Source organism: Sporosarcina siberiensis, from assembly GCF_042681925.1.
Taxonomy (GTDB): Bacteria; Bacillota; Bacilli; order Bacillales_A; family Planococcaceae; genus Sporosarcina; species Sporosarcina siberiensis.
On the sequence record NZ_JBHUGI010000027.1, the window covers coordinates 89,218 to 108,408 of the forward strand.

21 protein-coding genes and 1 pseudogene are annotated in these 19,191 nt (G+C 35.7%); 1 reads left to right on the top strand and 21 read right to left on the bottom strand.

Features of this window, described 5'->3' with window-relative positions; translation table 11 throughout:
- Positions 1–80: 80 nt before the first annotated feature.
- The 8 genes from ACFSFY_RS10475 to ACFSFY_RS10510 form a co-directional block, all read right to left on the bottom strand.
- Positions 81–959 (bottom strand): patatin-like phospholipase family protein, encoded by an 879-nt coding sequence (locus tag ACFSFY_RS10475; RefSeq protein WP_381537854.1) that lies wholly within the window; start codon positions 957–959, stop codon positions 81–83.
- Positions 960–1,095: 136 nt separating this feature from the next.
- Complete coding sequence (locus ACFSFY_RS10480; RefSeq protein WP_381537855.1) at positions 1,096–2,139, bottom strand: DegT/DnrJ/EryC1/StrS family aminotransferase; 1,044 nt, start codon at positions 2,137–2,139, stop codon at positions 1,096–1,098.
- A gap of 43 nt (positions 2,140–2,182) precedes the next feature.
- Positions 2,183–2,866, bottom strand: a complete 684-nt coding sequence (locus tag ACFSFY_RS10485) for a PIG-L deacetylase family protein (protein ID WP_381537856.1) — start codon at positions 2,864–2,866, stop codon at positions 2,183–2,185.
- Positions 2,867–2,903: 37 nt separating this feature from the next.
- Positions 2,904–3,596, bottom strand: a complete 693-nt coding sequence (locus ACFSFY_RS10490; RefSeq protein ID WP_381537858.1) for a WbqC family protein — start codon at positions 3,594–3,596, stop codon at positions 2,904–2,906.
- Between the two features lie 140 nt (positions 3,597–3,736).
- Positions 3,737–5,113 (bottom strand): glycosyltransferase family 2 protein, encoded by a 1,377-nt coding sequence (locus tag ACFSFY_RS10495; RefSeq protein WP_381537860.1) that lies wholly within the window; start codon positions 5,111–5,113, stop codon positions 3,737–3,739.
- 163 nt (positions 5,114–5,276) lie between these two features.
- Positions 5,277–5,513, bottom strand: a complete 237-nt coding sequence (locus ACFSFY_RS10500; RefSeq protein ID WP_381537862.1) for a hypothetical protein — start codon at positions 5,511–5,513, stop codon at positions 5,277–5,279.
- A gap of 90 nt (positions 5,514–5,603) precedes the next feature.
- Positions 5,604–6,512 (bottom strand): DMT family transporter, encoded by a 909-nt coding sequence (locus ACFSFY_RS10505; RefSeq protein WP_381537864.1) that lies wholly within the window; start codon positions 6,510–6,512, stop codon positions 5,604–5,606.
- Between the two features lie 355 nt (positions 6,513–6,867).
- On the bottom strand, positions 6,868–7,122 hold the full coding sequence (locus ACFSFY_RS10510) for a hypothetical protein (protein ID WP_381537865.1): 255 nt from the start codon (positions 7,120–7,122) through the stop codon (positions 6,868–6,870).
- 141 nt (positions 7,123–7,263) lie between these two features.
- Between ACFSFY_RS10510 and ACFSFY_RS10515 the strand changes: the two genes are divergently transcribed.
- Positions 7,264–8,097 carry a DUF2268 domain-containing putative Zn-dependent protease gene (locus tag ACFSFY_RS10515; protein WP_381537867.1) on the top strand — a complete coding sequence of 278 codons (834 nt, stop codon included), beginning with the start codon at positions 7,264–7,266 and terminating at the stop codon, positions 8,095–8,097.
- Positions 8,098–8,167: 70 nt separating this feature from the next.
- On the opposite strand, the gene ACFSFY_RS10520 is transcribed toward ACFSFY_RS10515, so the two are convergent.
- The 13 genes and pseudogenes from ACFSFY_RS10520 to ACFSFY_RS10580 form a co-directional block, all read right to left on the bottom strand.
- Positions 8,168–8,872: a class I SAM-dependent methyltransferase gene (locus ACFSFY_RS10520; protein ID WP_381537869.1), complete on the bottom strand. Its 705-nt coding sequence runs from the start codon at positions 8,870–8,872 to the stop codon at positions 8,168–8,170.
- Positions 8,872–9,033 (bottom strand): YjcZ family sporulation protein, encoded by a 162-nt coding sequence (locus ACFSFY_RS10525; RefSeq protein ID WP_381537871.1) that lies wholly within the window; start codon positions 9,031–9,033, stop codon positions 8,872–8,874. The genes ACFSFY_RS10520 and ACFSFY_RS10525 overlap by 1 nt, the downstream gene beginning before the upstream one ends.
- Before the next feature lie 124 nt (positions 9,034–9,157).
- Positions 9,158–10,072 carry an exonuclease domain-containing protein gene (locus ACFSFY_RS10530; RefSeq protein ID WP_381537873.1) on the bottom strand — a complete coding sequence of 305 codons (915 nt, stop codon included), beginning with the start codon at positions 10,070–10,072 and terminating at the stop codon, positions 9,158–9,160.
- A 169-nt stretch (positions 10,073–10,241) separates the two neighbouring features.
- A complete protein-coding gene (locus ACFSFY_RS10535; RefSeq protein ID WP_381537875.1) occupies positions 10,242–10,673 on the bottom strand; it encodes a phosphatidylinositol phosphate kinase family protein in 432 nt (143 codons plus the stop codon).
- A gap of 66 nt (positions 10,674–10,739) precedes the next feature.
- Positions 10,740–10,880 (bottom strand): annotated as a pseudogene (locus ACFSFY_RS10540) (SDR family oxidoreductase); the annotation flags it as partial.
- 17 nt (positions 10,881–10,897) lie between these two features.
- Positions 10,898–11,086, bottom strand: coding sequence for an SDR family NAD(P)-dependent oxidoreductase (locus tag ACFSFY_RS10545; protein ID WP_381537878.1), 189 nt, complete (start codon positions 11,084–11,086; stop codon positions 10,898–10,900).
- Between the two features lie 155 nt (positions 11,087–11,241).
- On the bottom strand, positions 11,242–12,582 hold the full coding sequence (locus tag ACFSFY_RS10550; RefSeq protein ID WP_381537880.1) for a cyclic 2,3-diphosphoglycerate synthase: 1,341 nt from the start codon (positions 12,580–12,582) through the stop codon (positions 11,242–11,244).
- A 322-nt stretch (positions 12,583–12,904) separates the two neighbouring features.
- Positions 12,905–13,006 carry a putative holin-like toxin gene (locus tag ACFSFY_RS10555; protein ID WP_381537882.1) on the bottom strand — a complete coding sequence of 34 codons (102 nt, stop codon included), beginning with the start codon at positions 13,004–13,006 and terminating at the stop codon, positions 12,905–12,907.
- 579 nt (positions 13,007–13,585) lie between these two features.
- Positions 13,586–14,068, bottom strand: a complete 483-nt coding sequence (locus ACFSFY_RS10560) for a DinB family protein (protein ID WP_381537884.1) — start codon at positions 14,066–14,068, stop codon at positions 13,586–13,588.
- 697 nt (positions 14,069–14,765) lie between these two features.
- Positions 14,766–15,161, bottom strand: a complete 396-nt coding sequence (locus ACFSFY_RS10565; RefSeq protein ID WP_381537886.1) for a hotdog fold thioesterase — start codon at positions 15,159–15,161, stop codon at positions 14,766–14,768.
- A gap of 38 nt (positions 15,162–15,199) precedes the next feature.
- Positions 15,200–16,279 carry an ABC transporter ATP-binding protein gene (locus ACFSFY_RS10570; RefSeq protein ID WP_381537887.1) on the bottom strand — a complete coding sequence of 360 codons (1,080 nt, stop codon included), beginning with the start codon at positions 16,277–16,279 and terminating at the stop codon, positions 15,200–15,202.
- 30 nt (positions 16,280–16,309) lie between these two features.
- Positions 16,310–17,992: an ABC transporter permease gene (locus ACFSFY_RS10575; RefSeq protein WP_381537889.1), complete on the bottom strand. Its 1,683-nt coding sequence runs from the start codon at positions 17,990–17,992 to the stop codon at positions 16,310–16,312.
- 11 nt (positions 17,993–18,003) lie between these two features.
- A complete protein-coding gene (locus ACFSFY_RS10580) occupies positions 18,004–18,984 on the bottom strand; it encodes an ABC transporter substrate-binding protein (protein ID WP_381537891.1) in 981 nt (326 codons plus the stop codon).
- Between the last annotated feature and the right edge of the window lie 207 nt (positions 18,985–19,191).

The following is a 19,191-nucleotide window of genomic DNA, read 5'->3' on the forward strand; positions in this document are numbered from 1 at the left end:
AACTGCATGGGTTAGTCACACGACAACACAATCTTTTTTTATGCACATTGTCCTACTTTCATTTGAACCATACATAATAACTACCACATTTTCAGAAATTGAGTTGTACGAAAACGTCCTCTTTCCAACAGATCATTTTTTGTTGCTTCATCGATATCAAATTGCGTAGAACTTGTATCATCTACTGGAATGAATATGATATTCTTCTCGTGTGTTCGTGAAATGTATTTTTCATCATGGGCGTTTTTCATTGTAGAAAAAAGTGCTTCAAATAAATGCAGTGCATTATCAATTTTATGACCAGGTATTTCCTCGTCTTGACGGCTTAACTTCACACCTAGAATTGGACGTTCCTTCTTGCCGTTCATATCCTCAAATAGCCACATTGGGAAATTACTTAAAACACCACCATCGACAACAATCGTCTCACCGGAACCCGTCTTCAATCTTACAGGCTCAAAGAAAAATGGAATTCCACAACTCATACGCAATGCTCGAGATACAGGAAATGAGCCGGCTGATATATCGTATCGTTCCAAATCATCTGGTAAGACAATTATTCTCCCGTTTGTTAAGTCGGAAGCAATGAATTTTAAGGTTCCAGCAGGCAAATCGGAAAATGTGTATATTCCTTTGTGAGCAAGTTTTTCCATAAACCAACTCTCTAATGCTATTCCTTGGTATAATCCTAACTGCCAATAGAGTCGTATCCATTTCATGAATGGTATAGGTATAATCGTTTTCCGTGGATCCAGCAGTTCTTCGAAGTTTTGTTCACTTAACATTTCTTCGATTTCCTTACCTGTATATCCAGCAGCAATGAAACAAGCCAATATTGCACCAGCACTCGTACCTACAACTCTTTTAAACCGAAAACCCTTTTCTTCCAAAACCTGCAATGCCCCTACTAACGCAAATCCTTTCAAACCCCCTCCTGAAAAAACACCATCGATCAGCATCCTCTATAATCTCCTTTTTCTAAGTAGTCGTTTACTTTAGGTGCAAAGTAGGTGGTTTAGAACTAACTCTACTCAAAAAAACGATTGCCAACAGAATAGTAAATTGTGTTGGCAATCGTTTTTATTTAACTAGGGATCACAAAACTGTTTTAACTACTTTTATAATTCGTTTTACTTCCTCATCTGTTAATGAAGGATAAATAGGTAAAGAAACAGTGTTTTCTGTCCAATATAATGCATTTGGAAATTGTATGTTAGAACTTAGTAACTCATCAGTTTGAACCGGAATAGTGGCTGAAATGTTTTCCAAACTTAAAGCTTTTATTAATTCCACTTGTTTTTCTGTTCGTATAATAGAGCGGAATCGAACAGGTTGAAGTCCTACCTCCGAGTCTAGAAGTTGAAATCCTGCTTCTTTATATTGATTGTAAATTTCTGAACGTCTATCTAAAAACATTGGAAGTTTTATAAGTTGTGCCCTTCCAATTGCCGCTTGTATATCCGTCATTTGAAAATTAAATCGATTTTTTTCGTCCTTTCTTCCATCGAACAATCGATAGTCTCTTACATAATCAATAATTGGAGACTTTCTTGAGACAACCATTCCACCTTGTCCACCAGTTGTCATTAATTTTGTGGCATAAAAGGAGAATATACCAACATCTCCTTGTAAACCAATCGGGATTTTATTATTTAAAGCCCCTAACGCCTGTGCACAATCTTCAATTACACTAATCGCAGATTTATTATTTAATATATTTTGCGGCATACCGAACATATGTGGAACAATTGCTATACGTGTGGAATGGTCTATCCTCGCAAGATCAATATTGGGAGATTCAAGCATACTATCCACAAAAACGGGGTTACCACCAGCTAAGCAAATTGCATTCCTTAGTGCAGAACAGGAATACGTTGGAAGGGAAACATTTTTTCCTTTTGCCTTTAATGCTAATAATGCCAAAAATAGTGCAGCACTCCCACTTGAGACAGCAACAGCAGAACCTCTCGGAATCATTAGATAATCGCAAAACTCATTTTCAAACTTTTCCACTTCACACCCTTGTGCAAGCCAACCCGATTTCAAAACTTTTAATGCCATCATCTCTTCCACATGACCAATTGTTGGTCGATTATGTGGTATATGTTTCAGATTGGATGACATTTTATTATTATTCATCACTGACATCCACCTTTTCTTTTTCCTATCTATCCCTTCTTAATCATAAAATTTGTGAACGTAATATATAGTACTTTTCTGCATAGGCCACTCCAATTTCCATTCCGCGCATTTCTGCCCACTTTTTTACATTCTCAGGTGAAATTAAATGATTTGGGGGCCGCATCTGAGATTTGTGCATCTGAAATGCTCCAATTTTCTTCTGGATTGTATCCGTAATATCAACATATAACTCACCTGTATTCCAAAACTTTTGATATTGCCATGAAATCAGTGGATATTCATACATCGCTATTAACTTTATAAGTTGGTTTGGTTTTGGTCTTAGAGCAGCAAAGCACGATTCAAATAGAATGTTATGGTCTTGATGATAACTCGGTAGAGGTATAAATATCATAGTAGGAAGATAATTTGTAATTATCTCATCTAATTTTGAGATGATTTCTAATCTGGGAACGGTATCCAAAATCGAATCTTTATCGTTGTACACTACGCCAAAATCAGTGCATCCTAGAAATCCCATTGCATCTTTCAATTCTTTTTTCCGGGTTTCTCCAGTTACTATCTCCGTACTATGGGGATGTTTTACATCTCCAACTGTCATAACAACTACTTTCACATGATTATTAAACCTACATGCTTTTTCAATTAAGCCTCCACAACCAAGAACTTCATCATCCGCATGAGGAGCAATGATTAATATCCGCTCCATGCCAGAAGTGATCATCGTCTCCCCTCCTTTTGGTATATTTATTTTATTACGCTTATTCTGTATAATTTCTTTGCTTTCGGACTATTTCCATCGTTTCCGGTCCGCAGTTAAAGAGCATGTCAATAATTGAAAGGTTAGGACGGAATTCTCCAAAACGTTGTTCGTAATTTGGATGATTGAAATCTTGGTAGATAAGTTTAATATCATTCTCTGTAAACTCGGTTTCATTATTATAATTTCGAGCACCAATACCTGAAACGTAAATAGTGCCATCTAAATAGTTTACGATGTTCATATTCCTAGTGTTGCCACTCCCAAAATCCCGTTTAAAATCTGAGACCATTAACAGTTCAGTCTTTATATTCAGTAAACTTTTAATGTGCATAATTAACGCCAGATTTAAAAGTGAAATAGTGTCCCATTTCTCGTTATAGATTTGTTCAAATCCCTCCGAATATAATGCCCAGAACGAACTTTTTCGATAATTACTTTCAATCGCTTTCCAATGTCTGCTTTGCCAATTAAGATCGTTTGCTATTTGCAATTCATTTATCGGCATTTCTTTGTTTTTTAACGGAACAGTTAACCATAATTCTCCTTGGGGTGTTTTTATTTTATTCCGGTTAATAAATCCACTTTTAGAATGAATTGCAGTATCTAATAATACAAATTTATCTACTTGGTCCAATTTATCAAAATAACCGATCCATGGTAAATAATTCGGTTGATGAATTGCGATTTTCATAAAGTTTTTTTTTACACCTCGCTTTTTAAACAAAACAACAGTTACTGTTTAGATTCGACGATCTTTACAATATATGAAACATTTAGTTGCTTGTCTAGGTGAACAATCCAACGATTACAAGTTTTCCTTTATAGAAAACTCTATAATGGGTAATTGTTATTTCCAGAACGATTCGACTTAACCCAACCTACACCGTTTCCTTTTAGTACCACAATAAAACTTTTCCAAGTAACGTAAGCTATTAAATATCGATAAGCAATTCGTTGCACAATTACCCATCTAAGTGGCTTCAAATTTTCTCTTTCAAGTTTAAATGCATAAAAAGAACTTAAGAAATCAATTAGATAAAAAAACAAGACATATATATAAATGGATTTCACTCCCAACACTAATGCAATAATAAATAATACATCTATTATAGGAGATGTTAAATAAAGTAAATACGAAAAGAGCATGCTTGGAATTGCAAAGTATTTTAACTTCTTATTTTCCGATTTAATGATTTCCCATCTGTTTTTCCAAAGACTTTGTACGATTCCATACGACCAACGAAATCGTTGTTTAAGAAATTCTTGAGCTGTTTCTGGACATTCCTCATATGAAATAGCCTCCGCATCAAAAACAATTCTATATCCCGCATTTAGGATTCTTAAAGTCAAATCCGTATCTTCAGCTAATGTATCGTTATGAAAAAAACCAGCCTCTTCGACGACTTGTTTTCTCCAAGCACTATTTGAACCGGGCACAACAGTTATACAATCGAGTTCATGGAGAGCACGTTTTTCCAAGTTGTTTGCGGTGACATATTCAATGTGTTGCCATAAAGTCAATTGGTTTTTGATATTCCCAATTTTACAATTCCCTGAAACAGCCGCAATTTTTGGATTACCAAAATGGCTCACAAGATGAAATATTGTGGTTTGTCGAACTACTGTATCTGCATCAATAGTAATTACAATATCTCCGACTGCCTTTTGAAAACCTATGTTCAATGCGGACGCTTTTCCTCCATTTTTTTTTCGAATTAGCTTAACTTTAGGTTCATCCGAAAAGTTCTGCTTGACTCTTGCAGCTGTAAAATCCTTTGACCCATCATCAATTACAAGAATCTCTTCAATAGGATAATTACTACGCAAAACGGCTTCCACTGTTTTTCTAATGACGACCTCTTCATTAGAAGCTGGAATAACAACGGTTACAGTTAGTCTTTGATTATCAAAATCGAGTTTCTTTCCCCTTTTGTATTTCCGCCAATGTCGGAAACTAAAATAAAATAGTATTAGTAACCGTAAAACTCCAATTATTAAAGCAAAGATTAAATAATAGATAAACATCTTTTTTATAATTAAAAATATACTTGAATTTACATTACTTATCATTTGAACATCTATTATTTGATAATGATTAAGAACATCAATAGAAAGAATCGCCCCTATTACTAATAATGAAGAAAAGAATATAGTTTTTATCCTTCTCCAACGCTTTCCTGTTTGATCTTGAAAAATCGGTTGTCTCATAAATCTCACCACTTTCTCTTTGTGGTATGTATATGAAATTATTTTCTAATGGATTAGACATTCCGATTAAACTTTATAAAATCACCAGAACTACGGAAAGAGTATCTATGCTTACTACGTATTTACCTAGGTAAATACGTAACAAAAGAATTGACCAAGGTATTTATTGCTCCACCCTAGTCAATTCTTTTAGTTTTATATTTCGTTCGTTTCTAATTTCTTTCGAAGATAAATCGTACTTTTTCAACAAATGAAAGAGTTCATTTAATACTTCTTGATTCGGATTTTCTGTTAGTAATCTACCGCTACTCAAATATAAAGATTCCGGAAGAAAAGATTTTTGTTCCTTCAACTTCAAATATACATCTTCTAAAGAATGATCAATTTTACAGTTGCTCATAAAATAACCTCCTTTTCATCTCAATTTCAACAAATTTGAATTTTATTATCCTATCCAAAAATTGGATAGGCGCCGCAAAACACAATCATTTTATAATAAACCCATTTCCCTATCTTTTTTCAAACGATATCTAGACCCTATCCAACTTACAATTACCACTCCCAAAATCGCAACAATCCCACCAATGATCGATAATATGCTTGGAAATTCTTTTAACCATATCCAAGCAATGAGTATCGCAACGACCGGTTCAAAATACAACATGCTTGCGACGGGTCCTGTCGCCCCCATAGAGAGCGCTGTAGCCCAAGTAACATAGGCAACTGCTGCAGGAAATATACCCATGTATACCGCAGATAAGTTCGCTTCTAAAGAAGCACCCTGAATACCTTCCAGAAGACCTGGAGAATAAATAAAAAAAGGCAATGTGCCTGCCCATGTAAAATAGGCGGTTAATTCAATTGGGGTATATTTTATAAGGAGCGGCTTTTGGAAAACAAAGAATAGAGAAGTAGCTACAGATGCCATCAAAACCAACAATGCCCCTTTAGAAATAGTAAATGATGCTCCTTCGGATCCAATTGTAATTAAAAGGATTCCTATAATTCCAATGAGCATTCCAAACCATTCCAAGGAACTTAAACGCTCTTTTAATACAATAACTGCAATTAGCGCTGTGAAAATAGGTGATGATCCAATTAACATACCCGCTGTTCCAGCGGAGATCGTCTCTTCCCCAAAAGTAACTCCCAAATGATAAACACTGATGCCTATCCAGCCGAGTAGAATGATTTGCACTAAATCTTCTTTCCTAGGCAGTCTAAAATTCGTTCCAGGCCAAAGTGCATAAATAACAAACACGCTGGATGCAATTAGGAATCTGGTAAGTACCAAATGTCCTGGAGCATAACCCCCTATTAGACTCGCCCGTATCGCTGCAAATCCGGAACCCCAAATAATAACTGTAAACAATGCAAGAATAAAAGCTTTCCGATTCATATAAAGTTCCTCCGAAGTAAGCACTATGTCAATACTATTTTTCATTCCTCTAATAACTCTAACTATTTCCACACCTTCATATTATCACAAAAAACGAACTATCTGACCAATTATCATTTAATTTAAAATTGATTATTATTAATTAAGAAGGGTATAATAGAGCAAAGAAAAGGGGCGATATTTTGAAACTTAATAAAGCCGACAGCAGAAATGATCAACCAGACAGTAAGCAATGGGGAGCCCTATTTACAACACTGGTTCTAATCGGAGCTGTCATCGTAGTAGGATTAATGTCTTAAAAAAATAAACCGGAATCCTATAGTTTAAAGGACTCACGGTTTATTTTTGCGACTTATTACCAAAAAAATGCTGAAGCTAAAACAATTCCTGCAATCGTACCAATCGCAATTCCTATTCCAAAACTTCTTCTTCTACGATATCCCCAATATCCAAAGCCATATCCTCCCAAATCACTTTCAGGTCGAATCCAAACCGTATCACGTTCCACTCTAGTAATTTCTCCTGTATGAATCTTTCCATCATGACATGTAATCCGAACATTTCTTCCATGATATCTATGACATAAGTTAAACATATTCGTTTGAGACATTATTATCCTCCTATCCTAAAAGCATGTACTCCTAGCATATGATGATAGGAGTACTTGACAACAGCTAACCGTCTAAGCCTATTCACATTCTCTAGTTACTTGCCAAAACGTTAGCCGAATCCCTTGGAAAGGTAGGTATATATGCCAGTTATAGATACGTATTTATGGCTCTCTAAATTTTCAATAGCATATGACCAACAATTAACTAAAAGCCCCTATACTCTTCAGTGCGCTCTACTATGTGCACCTATCGTAAATAAATTTCCTGATTACAATTCCGAAGAATTGCAATATGAATTTTTAAACTATGGTTTATTTAATCCGTCCGAATCGGAAGGTTTAGAAAAGCGTGTGATGAAAATGAAAAGTAGAAAGTTTTGGGAGTTTATTAATTTAGAATATCAGCTCTTAAAAAATGTCTGGCAAGGTCCAGAAGTATCCATTTACATCTTCCCTATTACTAACCTAGATTTTGTTGGAGCCACACCGACTAAAAACGGCGTTGCATATAAAAACGCTTTGTTTTTATTTTTGTCTGAAAACCTTTCATCAGAAGAAATAAGAGCATTATTTGCACATGAATACAATCACATATGTCGATTACATTTTCTAGCTATGGAACCAAATAGGATGCCTTTGATGGATTCACTTATTATTGAAGGGCTAGCAGAATACGCAGTGAGGGATTTATACGGTGAAAGATGGCTTGGACCATGGAATAATCTATATTCTTATGAAAAAGCTTTGAACATATGGCTTACTGTTTTTATTCATTCAATACATTTGAAAGGTTTGAAAAATCATCGAAAATTTTTATATGGTGAAAAGAAAAGCCCGTTGCCTGAATGGATTGGCTATTCAATAGGTTATCAAATTGTAGATACCTACCAAAATAATTGTGGTCCCTTTACTACACTAGAGTTACTTCAAATGTCTTCTGAGGAACTTATTAAGGGGTCTGACTTTCCTACTTAAGGACAACTCTAATAACGAAAAAAGATTTTTCTTCTAGTTCGTTCCTTAGAAGAAAAATCTTTTGATATTATTATAAAATACAACGAAATACTCGATAGCCTAGTACTCCAGAGTTCTCTGTTATGAAACGATTGTGTTCATCCCATAATTCAAAGTAATCCAAAGTTATTGTGTCAGATGGATTAATATCCTTAATTTCGGTTTGCGTAAGTGCGTGTGGTGTATCAATTATTTCAATTTGTGTAAAACCAGCTTGGCCCAGCTTCACTTTCCATTCAGCTTCATCTAGAATTTCTTTAATACCATATAAACTACAAGCTTTCTCATACAAATCTTCGGTTAGTGATTGTTCAGCTACCATTTCTATTAATATCATTCGACCACCAATTTTCAGCACCCCCGCGAGTTTTTTTAGGGTACTAAAAATAGTAGTGAATATAATAACAGACTCAGCCAGTATTAAATCATAGGATCTTTCCTGGAAATTCAATTGTTGAATATCTCCCTCTATAACAATAACGGGAGAATCACTTTTCAAAAATCGAGTATTTGCTTTTTCCAACATTAAAGGATGATTATCAACTGCTGTAACAGTACATCCGTAACGTTTAGTCAAATATTCCGCTGTCTGTCCGGTCCCACAACCTATATCTAGGACAGTTTCAAATTGTTGAATTTGTTCCTTATTCAATATGGACTGCGTTAGAAAAAATCCACCTGGATGTGCACCGCCAATTCCAAAATTCGCTAGTAAATCCAGATAGTTATTGGTCACTAATAGCAGCCGCCGCCACCATAACCATGGCCATATCCTTCATCATAGCCGTTTCCAGCAAAAGCAGCTCCAACAATGATAAGTAGGATAAATAATACAACAATTAACGTAAAACCAACTCCGTTACCAACGTTCTTCTCTTCACATCTTTCTGAAGACATCTTATCCCCCCCTTTCCAATTGCTCTTTATAGAATATGAGACAATTTTAAAAGTTTCAGGGCTCATGGGATAATTAAATAACTTCCTTGTATAAAAAAAGATTGTAACGTGTATTTCTTTCATGCTACTTACGAATTATTCTAAGAAAATCACTCTCACCTAAAATTTCTATAGAATATCCCTTATTAACGAGTTCCTCAACTTTTTGCATTTTCGTACTGTTAAATATTTCCGAATAGCTCGTTAAGTCATAATCTCCAATAACTAAAAAGTCGGTGCTTATCGTTATGTGATTTGCACAATTCCCACCAGAATTCATCACTTTTTCTGATGCTTCCGCCCGAGTCATAGATTGTAATTTTCCTGTAAATACAACGGTTTTATTATAAAAACGATGAGATTTATTAATTTGTACTGTCGTTTTTTTGGGAGCTGTCGTCCTAGTAGATTTCTTACGCTTCTTTACGCCCGCAGGTGTATAACCATCGCTTTTTTGAACACCTAATTGCAAGTTGTACATTTCCGATAAGTCCTCGAGTGATTGTACTTCACTTGCTTTTAATGCAGCTAATGTCACAAACGCCGAAACTCTTGCATCTTCTAGAGCATCATGATGTTTGAAACGGATACCTAGATGGTCCGCCATTGTGGAAAGCTTGTGATTGTATAATGAAGGCCAAACCTTTTTGGAGAACACATATGAGCAACCGTATGTAAAGACAGCATAAGGTTCATTGAATTCATTTAAGGCATAGCGAAGTGCACTCATATCAAAACTCGCATTATGTGCCATTAATATTTCATTTTCAATCAATCCTTTAAATGTAGGCCAATACTCTTCAAATGTTGGCGCGCCTATTACCATTTCTTCAGTAATGCCGTGTATTTCTGTGTTGCGATAAGTAAATTCATCCTGTGGATCTATATACGTATGTATTTCTTCAATTATTAAACCATTTACTACTTTCACAAGGCCGATTGAGCAAATGCTGGCTCTTGAATCGTTTGCTGTCTCAAAATCAATTGCAATAAAGTTCAATTCTTCTTCTCCTCCAAACAATAAAAATTACACGGATTGATAATTTAGCTTAACAATGATTTTAGAGAGCGTCGAATAATTCTTTCGAGTGAGTTTCCTACTCAACAAAAACAGACGATCATCATCTCCATACAAGAGAAGTAACGACCGCCTATTCTATTCAAATGAGTTATACGAAAAGAATATTTAACAATTGTTTATCATTATCCTTGGAAAGTTCTTCAATTCTACAATTTTTCCCAAGCATCTGTTTTAGTGCAGTATATGTCTTCTCGTCAATGGATAACTGAGAGATGCCATGTTCTACTAGTTCATAATCACGGTCTTTAATGATATCAAATTTCATTTTCAGTAAGTTTTGTAGCCCATTCATTGTAATAAATTTCACTGTATAACCGTCCTCTAAAATCGACTTAAATGTCTGAGGATTTTGTTCGTAAAGTGAAATAATTCCACTGAAATCCATATCGGGTTCGACACGGTCTCCAAAATCTACCTCTTTACTATTAAGTTGTTCGATTATCTCGTCATTCGATATATCATTACTACGAAGTGCTTCGATTCTATATGCTTCCATCATTGTAATTTTATTTGTTTCCATGTCTATTCCTCCTAGTTGTAGTTCCATTGTTTCTGTAATTACAGTTCCAAAAATCAGTTATTCATTTTACTGTGCAGCATTTCCACCATCGATTATAATCGATTGACCTGTCATCCCTTTTCCTTTATCACTTGCGATAAATAATGCAATTTCAGCAATTTCTTGGACAGACAGTTGTCTCTTTTGAGGTACCAAGGGATAAATGACTCCTATAATGCATTCTCCTAGGATTCGTTTCGATTAGGAGCAAGTTTAGTTGCCATAAAGGGTACGACTAGTAAAATTTTCGTCATCAGCTCAAATCTTTCTGTAGGAATGTCTTCAATTAATGCGCCTTGATGCATACCTGCATTATTCACCAATACATCCAGTCTACCGTACCGCTCCCGTAATGAAAACGACTTTGTTTTCATTCATAATTTCCCCTTCAGAAAATAGGTATGTATAATTCAGTATACAACTTTGGATTGTGTTGTAGTGAATGAAGTATACTTCCTTTTAAAAAGGATAAATAAATACTACTGTCCCAATTTAAACAATTGGGACAGTAGTATTAGTTGGTTATCTATTAAACCAAATTATGCTTTTGAATAAATTCTTTTAAAATAGTACTTAAATCAGGTGTGCCCACTTCTTCTAAATCATAATGTACACGTGTAGTTGGTTTGTTAATGGAAATGATTCGAGTTAAATCCATCGGCGTTCCAATTATCACGGAATCACAATCCGCATTGTTTATTGTTTCTTCAAGATCTCTCAATTGTTGCTCTCCGTAGCCCATCGCTGGAAGTACGTTTTTAATATGATCGTATTTTTTAAACGTATCTACTAATGTGCCCACTGCAAATGGACGTGCATCAATGATTTCCTTAGCACCCAGACGTTCAGCTGCAACCGATCCCGCACCAATCTTCATTTCACCATGAGTCAACGTAGGACCGTCTTCCACAACTAACACACGCTTTCCAGCAATCAGTTCAGGATGATCGACCGTAATCTTAGATTCAGCTTTAATAAGAGTGCTGTTTGGACTTACAAGCTTAATATTATTTTCTACAATTTGAATCGCTTCAGCTGTTGCACTATCAATCTTGTTTATGATTGCTACATCAGCTGTTCTTAAACAAACTTCTCCAGGATAGTATTTCAGTTCATGGCCCGGTCGGTGTGGGTCCAAAACAGTAACCGCTAAATCCGGCTCAAAGAAAGAAAAGTCATTATTTCCACCATCCCATAAAATAACGTCGCAACCTTCTGGATCATTTTCAGCTGCCGCTAGAATGTCTGCATAATCTACTCCAGCATAAACGATATTTCCACGTTGAACATGTGGCTCATACTCTTCCATTTCTTCGATTGTACAGTTGTGACTTTTTAAATCTTCCACTGTAGCAAAACGTTGAACACGCTGCGCATTTAAATCCCCATAAGGCATTGGATGTCTAACAGCAATAACTTTTAAACCTTGCTGAAGTAACGTCTCAACAATTTTTCGTGACGTTTGGCTTTTACCTGTTCCAGTTCGTACAGCACAAACGGAAATAACGGGTTTGTTACTCTTCAACATCGTGCTTTTATGTCCTAGTAATGTAAAGTTAGCACCTGCTGCATTCACAATTGCACCCACACCCATTACATCCTCATAACCGATATCACTATAGGAAAATACACATTCATCAACATCCAACTCTTTAATTAAATCAGATAATTGATCTTGTGGATAAATCTGAATTCCTTCAGGATACAACTCACCAGCTAATTCACTTGGATACTTACGACCATCTATGTCAGGTATTTGCGTTGCTGTAAATGCAACGACATTATACTCTTCATTATCTCTATAAACCGTATTAAAATTATGAAAATCTCTTCCTGCAGCACCTATAATAATAACGTTTTTTCTCTTCATTTCTATTTCCTCCTACAATTACAATAATGCTTATAATTATAACACTTGATGTATTTTAATACAACAAAATTTTAATTTGCGCCAGTAGTGCTCACGCAGGAATAATCTTTTGTTTGTTTATAGGTAGGAATAGTTTACAAGTTGTGTGAGTGAGTGACGGACATAATAGATTGTGCCTCTTACAATAACAATCCTTGAATTGTATAATATATGTAGATACTGAATAGACTAAAAGACCGCCGATCTACCAAATCGACGGTCAAACCAATAGCAGGTCCCTACAAGGGGGCGGCTGTAATAAGTCGAATAACCCATCTGAGCGCTAACTCAAGGATGGGTTATTTTTGTTTTTTTTAAATGACAATATTGCCACAATTAATGCTGCAAAAGTTACCGCAAACATTAATGCTTCGAATACTGACATTGGCGTCACCCCCTTTCAAAGAGGAGTGAGCCGACCACCCTTGAGTTACCTATTCTATTGAACCACTATTACACCACACATGCTTTCTAATATTCTATTAACTTTGGTGACAAGTGCCTGTTTAAGAAACTATCGTGAAAGTTCAAACTAACATAATTTTTTGCCGCAAAGGCATCCATCTCTGATTTGCTCCACAAATTGTTTTCGGGAACAATTAAATCGTAAATCACACTGAGTGGACTTAAATTGAATTCATCTTGAATTGAAATCATTCGTACTCATCTCGAAGTTATGTAATAAATTTATTAGACAAAAAAATCCTTAAAAAGTCTGATAGAAATCGGACTTTTTAAAGATTTAATTTAGAATTGGACTTTTTCAGTGGCCTCAATAAGCGGGACAGTTGAGACCCCGCAGTGGAGCGATAGCGACCGAGGAGGCTCAACGCCCGGCCCAAAGAAGAATGGATTTTATTCTTCGCTAGTGGAAAGCGTCCACCTGCAGCGAAAACCAACAGCTTAAAGCGAGCTTTTCAGTAGCCTTCAAATTCACGTAGGTCCTAATTTAAATCTTAATAATCTATTTCAATGTTTTTTTCAGTTGTTTTAAATGGCGCTTTTCATGAAGACCAACAAACGGAAACCACTGAACTAAAGGGATGTTTCCGAATATGGGGTGTTTAAACGACTTGTTACGAAATATCTCATCTGTACCCGATTCAAATATATCCAATAAAAATATTCGTGAATCATACAGTTCTTTTTTCATATCCATTTTCGTTTTAAATTCGTCAGTTGGCAAAGTATATCCAGGTGCGTCTACTTTTATTATTCGGTTTGTTGAAATAAAAACTGGTTTTTTAAACGCTTTTGGGCTGTTGGGATTTTTCAATTCTTTTAAAATATTAGTCGCAATGACAACTTCCATTCGTGCTAGATGTTCAAAAATTTGTTTTGGAGACCAACCGCCTGTTTCTGGGATTTTATTGAACTCTTCATCTGTTATTCCTTCGATTGTGCGGAACAACTCTTTACGAATCTTATTGTTCTCAGCTAGAATCATTAATTTCACTCCTCTATCCAACTTGGTTACCTAGATTTATCTGATTTCTAAATTTAAAGGTATGTAAATTCATTAAAACTGAGCTCAAAATAATGAGCGGTAAACCGATTGTAATTCCGAGATGCTAATGTAATGGAAACGAAAGGTACTATGAATGTCTCCATCGTCGTAAAAACCGGTCCACCAGAGATGATTCTTAAAATAGAAGAGTACATAGTCAAGTACAGAGCTTAAACAACTTAAGCGAGAACTGGATATAAGATATCTATTTTCCCAATTTAAATTAAAGCTTTCAGTTCAATTACTAAATGGAGGGGATCTTTCAATAGAACTCCAACCGCTAGTGTCTAAAAACCTAGATGAAGAAGTGGAATGTCAGATCCGTATTTATTACTAAAATCGAGTTAAGCCTATACCCATAAGTGGCTGAATAAATGAGTATAGAACCTTTCATAAGTACAGCGTTACACGCTCTTTTATTCGGATATTCAACCTACTTTAACACATGAAGCCGTCAGTATGAAAGAGCTCCGAAGATAAACCGAATAATTACTTATTTCTTCGTTTATGGATTCCATTACTTCGAATACTTATAGAGAACTGAATGAGCAATTCACCTTTACTTTATTTTATTACTCCAAATTCAAAGAAAAAACACATAAGCGAAATAAATCACTTACATGTCTCAATATACTTTTTATCTATTCTTTTTCACAATAGCCATCGTACATCTGGAAATGCATATAAGATTTTCTTCTTCATCAACAATCTTTATATCCCATACCATCGTTGTACGACCTTTATGAAGTGGTGTTGCAATAGCAGTTACAATGCCGTCTTTCTTCCCACGTAGATGGTTAGCGTTAATTTCAAGTCCTACCGCTAATTCATTTTCTTGGTCAACTAAATTCCAGGTCGCTACACTTGCGATTGTTTCAGCAAGCGCTACAGAAGCTCCTCCATGTAACAATCCAAAAGGTTGATGAGTTGCCGCATGAACCGGCATTGTAGCCACTGCACGTTCGGCGGATAATTCGATGATCTCTATTCCCAAAGCGCCCATCATCGTATCTTCCATTCGTTTTAATTCCATTTCTATCGTCCTCCTGTACTATTATATCTAAACAATTTTCAAGTCATACTCAATTCTTTTTCGCGTTCAATAATATGAAGTCTTTTTGGAATTCTTAATCCTATATTATCACCTTTTGATAATAGTCTACCATCAAAACCATTATGATCATCTAAAATCAATTGTTGGTTTCCAACCTGTATCTGGTACCTTATATAACTTCCATGATAGACGGCATTTACAATTTCCCCTTTTATGTTACTGTTTGGGTCTATTTGGATCATTTCTGGACGAACCAATAATTGCAATTCCTCACTGCTGCTTGCCATCGAAGGATCTATTGGAAATTGAAAATCAGCGGTACTAAAAAAAGACTCATTTTTCTCCGTATGTGCTCGACCCGTTAATAAATTTGCATGACCGACAAAATTTGCAACAAATTCATTTGCAGGATTTTGATAAATAACACTTGGTATATTTAATTGTTGCAAAGAACCATCGTTTAGAACAAGAACACGATCGGAAATACTTAACGCTTCTTCTTGATCGTGCGTAACGAATATAATTGTTAAATTGAGCTCTTCTTTTAAACGACGAATTTCATCTCGCATTATTGTTCTTAAATTTGCATCTAAATTAGAAAGAGGTTCGTCTAATAACAACACTTTTGGTTTAAGAACCAAACACCTAGCAATTGCGACCCTTTGCTGTTGACCACCACTTAATTCATTTGGTTTACGATTTTCATACCCGGACAACCGAACTTGCGCGAGTACTTCTTTGACTAAAGCCTCTTTTTCATTTTTCGACTTCTTTTGAAAGTTTAAGCCGTAAGCAACATTTTCATATATTGTCATATGTGGAAAAAGAGCATAATTCTGAAAAACCATTCCTGTCGCACGCTTCTCTGTTGGCAGGTGATCAATTGATTCTCCCTCTAATAATACTTGACCCGAGTCTTGGGGATGAAATCCTCCAATAATTCGAAGCAAAGTGGTTTTTCCACACCCACTAGGACCAATAAACGTAATTAATTCTCCCTGATTAATCGTTAGTGAAATATTTTTTATTACAGAGACATCCCCGAAGGATTTACTAATGTTTTTCAACTGAAGAAGTGGTTTTTTTTCTTCCAACATACATATCACCCTCATTCCGTTTTCCATTGTTTAGATACCTATATTACTCCGCTTTTCTATCCATTTTGTGAGTCCCATACAAGCCACAACAATTAAGATGAGTATGAAGGACATTGAGGATGCTCGACCAATTGCGGCTTGGTTTGCTAAATTTAAAATATACACGGAAGCCAAATTCGTTCCCGGAGAAATGAGAAAGATAACGGAACTCACTGAAATCATTGATGTCATAAATGTATAAACAAAACCGACCATAAATGCTGGGCTTAGTAGTGGCAATACAACTTTTCTAAATGTGTAAAAACGACTTGCACCTAAATCTGATGATGCTTCTTCCATCGTTACATCCATCTGACCGAGTTTACTAATCCCCGCTTCTAGCCCAACTCCTATTTTACGGAAAGTCATATTCATAACGAGTAACAGCACTGTTCCGGTTAAAAAGAACGGCGGACCGTTAAATATTAAAATATAGCCTATACCAATAACTGTTCCAGGAACAGCTAGTCCAAACAGTGCGATGAATTCAAGAAACTTCATAGCAGGAATATTTTTTCTCGCTGTTAAATAACCTTGCAACATACCTAATCCTGCAGCTAATATTGCTGCAAAGAAAGATACAATAACACTGTTATACATGTATTTCCATCCTGAACGATCTGAGAAATGTTCCAAAGTAAATGTATTATTCACGCCAATAATTTTTACAAATGCACCTGCTATTACCATGAAAAACATTGTAACTATAAAAAACACCATTAAAGAACTAATAACAAATGTAACTGATTTGATTTTAGTATTTAACGGCAAGTTTTCACTGCCAGAAGTGCTATCAATTGAAGTTGTATCTATTGCAGACATAAAATAAGTTTGGTAGAGGAATATCAAAAGACTCGGAACGATTAGGAAGATCCCTAAGACCGCAGCCATTTCTAAATTTTGTCTACCGGTTACCAATGCAAATGCTTCTGAAGCCAAAAAGGGTTCATTTCCACCAATCACAAGAGGGTTTGAGAAATCAGCTAAAGCCATTACAAATACGAGCAAAGCGGCTTTCAAAATACCACCACTTGCTAACGGAAATGTTATTTTCTGTATCGTACGTCCTTGTCCCGCCCCTAAATCATGAGAAGCATCCTCCAAGTTAGCGTTGATTGAGCGAAGTGAACTTTCGATCATCATATAGGCTATTGGAAAATAACCTAAGACTTGGGCGATAACAACACCCCAAAATCCATAAATACTAAATTCGATTCCAAATGTATCGTTCAAAAAGCTAGAAACAATCCCTCTTCTTCCAAATAAAATGATTAGTGCTAAGGAAAATATAAATGGAGGAGCGACAAGGGGTAATAACGCAATCCCTCGATATGCTTTCGATACAACACTCTTAGATCTTGTTACATACAATGCAAAAGGTAAACTTATAAGTATAATAATTAAAGTTGAAATCAACCCGACCGAAACACTGTTTTTAAGTGCACGAAAATAGTTTGGTGTCTGAAAAAAACGTTCATAATATTGAAGTGTAAATCCCCCAGAGCCAATACCAAAACTTTTTAAAAATACAGCTACTACCGGTGCTAATATAAACAAGATGAGTAAAACAGCTATGATGATTGCCGCAATTGCAAATGCCGGTTCAGACCAAAACTGCTTCCATCTATTTTTAAAACGTTCAATTAAAACGTTTTCATTATTCTCCGAGATCACGTGATCACCCTTTACTTATCAAATGTTTCACTCCATTTGTCCATAATTCGATCTCTATTCTCTGCAGCCCAAACTGCGTCATAGTCGATTAAATTTGGTTCAAAATCAATTGCGCCTTCAACTCCAGGTTTCGTTACCATGGAACGGTGCTTTCCAGCGGCTTGCATTCCTTTTTCGGATCCAATATAATCTATCACTTTTTTTGCTTGTTCCATATTTTTTGCATCTTTGTAAATCCAAGCAACATCTAAGTCGAATCCAACACCTTCTTCAGGTACGATTGCTTCAATTGGATACCCTTCATCGGCTCGGTCGAATGCAGCTTGATCCCAAGTAATGCTAATTGCAAATTCGCCTTGTGCTGCCATTTGTGCAGGTTGCGTACCAGATTGGGTGTAAAGAGCAACGTTTTTATCTAATTCTGTTAAATAAGCCCATGCTTCTTCCTCGCCCAAGAGTTGAATTAAAGTAGAAACAATTAAAAATCCCGTTCCAGAGTTACCGGGGTTAGGCATAACAATTTCACCTTTATACTGAGGGTCAATTAAATCTTCCCATGAAGTAGGCTTATCTAGTCCTAACTCTTCCAATAAATCGGTGTTTACAGCTAGAATATTAAACCAAAATGACCAACCGTACCATTTTCCCTCTGGGTCTTTAAATTGTTCAGGAACATCTTCCCATTCTGGCGAGTCATATGGTTCTAGTAAATCTTCTTGATCCGCCAGAAATGCTAAACTATGTAACATTCCCCATTGTGCACTAGCACCAACGTTCGGTTTCTCCGCCTTAATACGACTCCATATCTCTTCACTCGACATTGTTAGAAATTCCGCCTCAATACCTGTATCCGCTTTCAATGCATCCACAAATGTTTGCATCTCTTCTTGAGTGTTATGTGAATATAATGTAACTTTTTCATCGTTATTACTACATGCACTAAGAACGACACTTAGGACTAGAACAAATGTGATGTATACATAATTACGCATAAAAAAACTCCTTCTATTCATATTTTTCATAACAACTGTTATACCTTTATTCATTCTACAAAACATTTTACTGTAAATTATACCGATAACTTCCAGACAAGATGGGGACTTCTATCATATCATAAGATTGTAATTGTTGTAGAGTTAACTTTCACACAATAGTGAACCTTATAAAAAATCTAAAATAGTAAATAAAAATGCATACTT

Excerpts from the sequence above, each read along its gene's own strand:
- ACFSFY_RS10525 (WP_381537871.1), bottom strand. The coding sequence starts at position 9,033 with ATGTCTTCAGAAAGATGTGAAGAGAAGAACGTTGGTAACGGAGTTGGT.
- ACFSFY_RS10565 (WP_381537886.1), bottom strand. The coding sequence starts at position 15,161 with ATGGAATTAAAACGAATGGAAGATACGATGATGGGCGCTTTGGGAATA.
- ACFSFY_RS10570 (WP_381537887.1), bottom strand. The coding sequence starts at position 16,279 with ATGTTGGAAGAAAAAAAACCACTTCTTCAGTTGAAAAACATTAGTAAA.
- ACFSFY_RS10515 (WP_381537867.1), top strand. The coding sequence starts at position 7,264 with ATGCCAGTTATAGATACGTATTTATGGCTCTCTAAATTTTCAATAGCA.
- ACFSFY_RS10490 (WP_381537858.1), bottom strand. The coding sequence starts at position 3,596 with ATGAAAATCGCAATTCATCAACCGAATTATTTACCATGGATCGGTTAT.
- ACFSFY_RS10475 (WP_381537854.1), bottom strand. The coding sequence starts at position 959 with ATGCTGATCGATGGTGTTTTTTCAGGAGGGGGTTTGAAAGGATTTGCG.
- ACFSFY_RS10545 (WP_381537878.1), bottom strand. The coding sequence starts at position 11,086 with ATGAAAACAAAGTCGTTTTCATTACGGGAGCGGTACGGTAGACTGGAT.
- ACFSFY_RS10560 (WP_381537884.1), bottom strand. The coding sequence starts at position 14,068 with ATGATTCTAGCTGAGAACAATAAGATTCGTAAAGAGTTGTTCCGCACA.
- ACFSFY_RS10550 (WP_381537880.1), bottom strand. The coding sequence starts at position 12,582 with ATGAAGAGAAAAAACGTTATTATTATAGGTGCTGCAGGAAGAGATTTT.
- ACFSFY_RS10555 (WP_381537882.1), bottom strand. The coding sequence starts at position 13,006 with ATGTCAGTATTCGAAGCATTAATGTTTGCGGTAACTTTTGCAGCATTA.
- ACFSFY_RS10510 (WP_381537865.1), bottom strand. The coding sequence starts at position 7,122 with ATGTCTCAAACGAATATGTTTAACTTATGTCATAGATATCATGGAAGA.
- ACFSFY_RS10495 (WP_381537860.1), bottom strand. The coding sequence starts at position 5,113 with ATGAGACAACCGATTTTTCAAGATCAAACAGGAAAGCGTTGGAGAAGG.
- ACFSFY_RS10480 (WP_381537855.1), bottom strand. The coding sequence starts at position 2,139 with ATGAATAATAATAAAATGTCATCCAATCTGAAACATATACCACATAAT.
- ACFSFY_RS10505 (WP_381537864.1), bottom strand. The coding sequence starts at position 6,512 with ATGAATCGGAAAGCTTTTATTCTTGCATTGTTTACAGTTATTATTTGG.
- ACFSFY_RS10535 (WP_381537875.1), bottom strand. The coding sequence starts at position 10,673 with ATGGAAACAAATAAAATTACAATGATGGAAGCATATAGAATCGAAGCA.
- ACFSFY_RS10500 (WP_381537862.1), bottom strand. The coding sequence starts at position 5,513 with ATGAGCAACTGTAAAATTGATCATTCTTTAGAAGATGTATATTTGAAG.
- ACFSFY_RS10485 (WP_381537856.1), bottom strand. The coding sequence starts at position 2,866 with ATGATCACTTCTGGCATGGAGCGGATATTAATCATTGCTCCTCATGCG.
- ACFSFY_RS10580 (WP_381537891.1), bottom strand. The coding sequence starts at position 18,984 with ATGCGTAATTATGTATACATCACATTTGTTCTAGTCCTAAGTGTCGTT.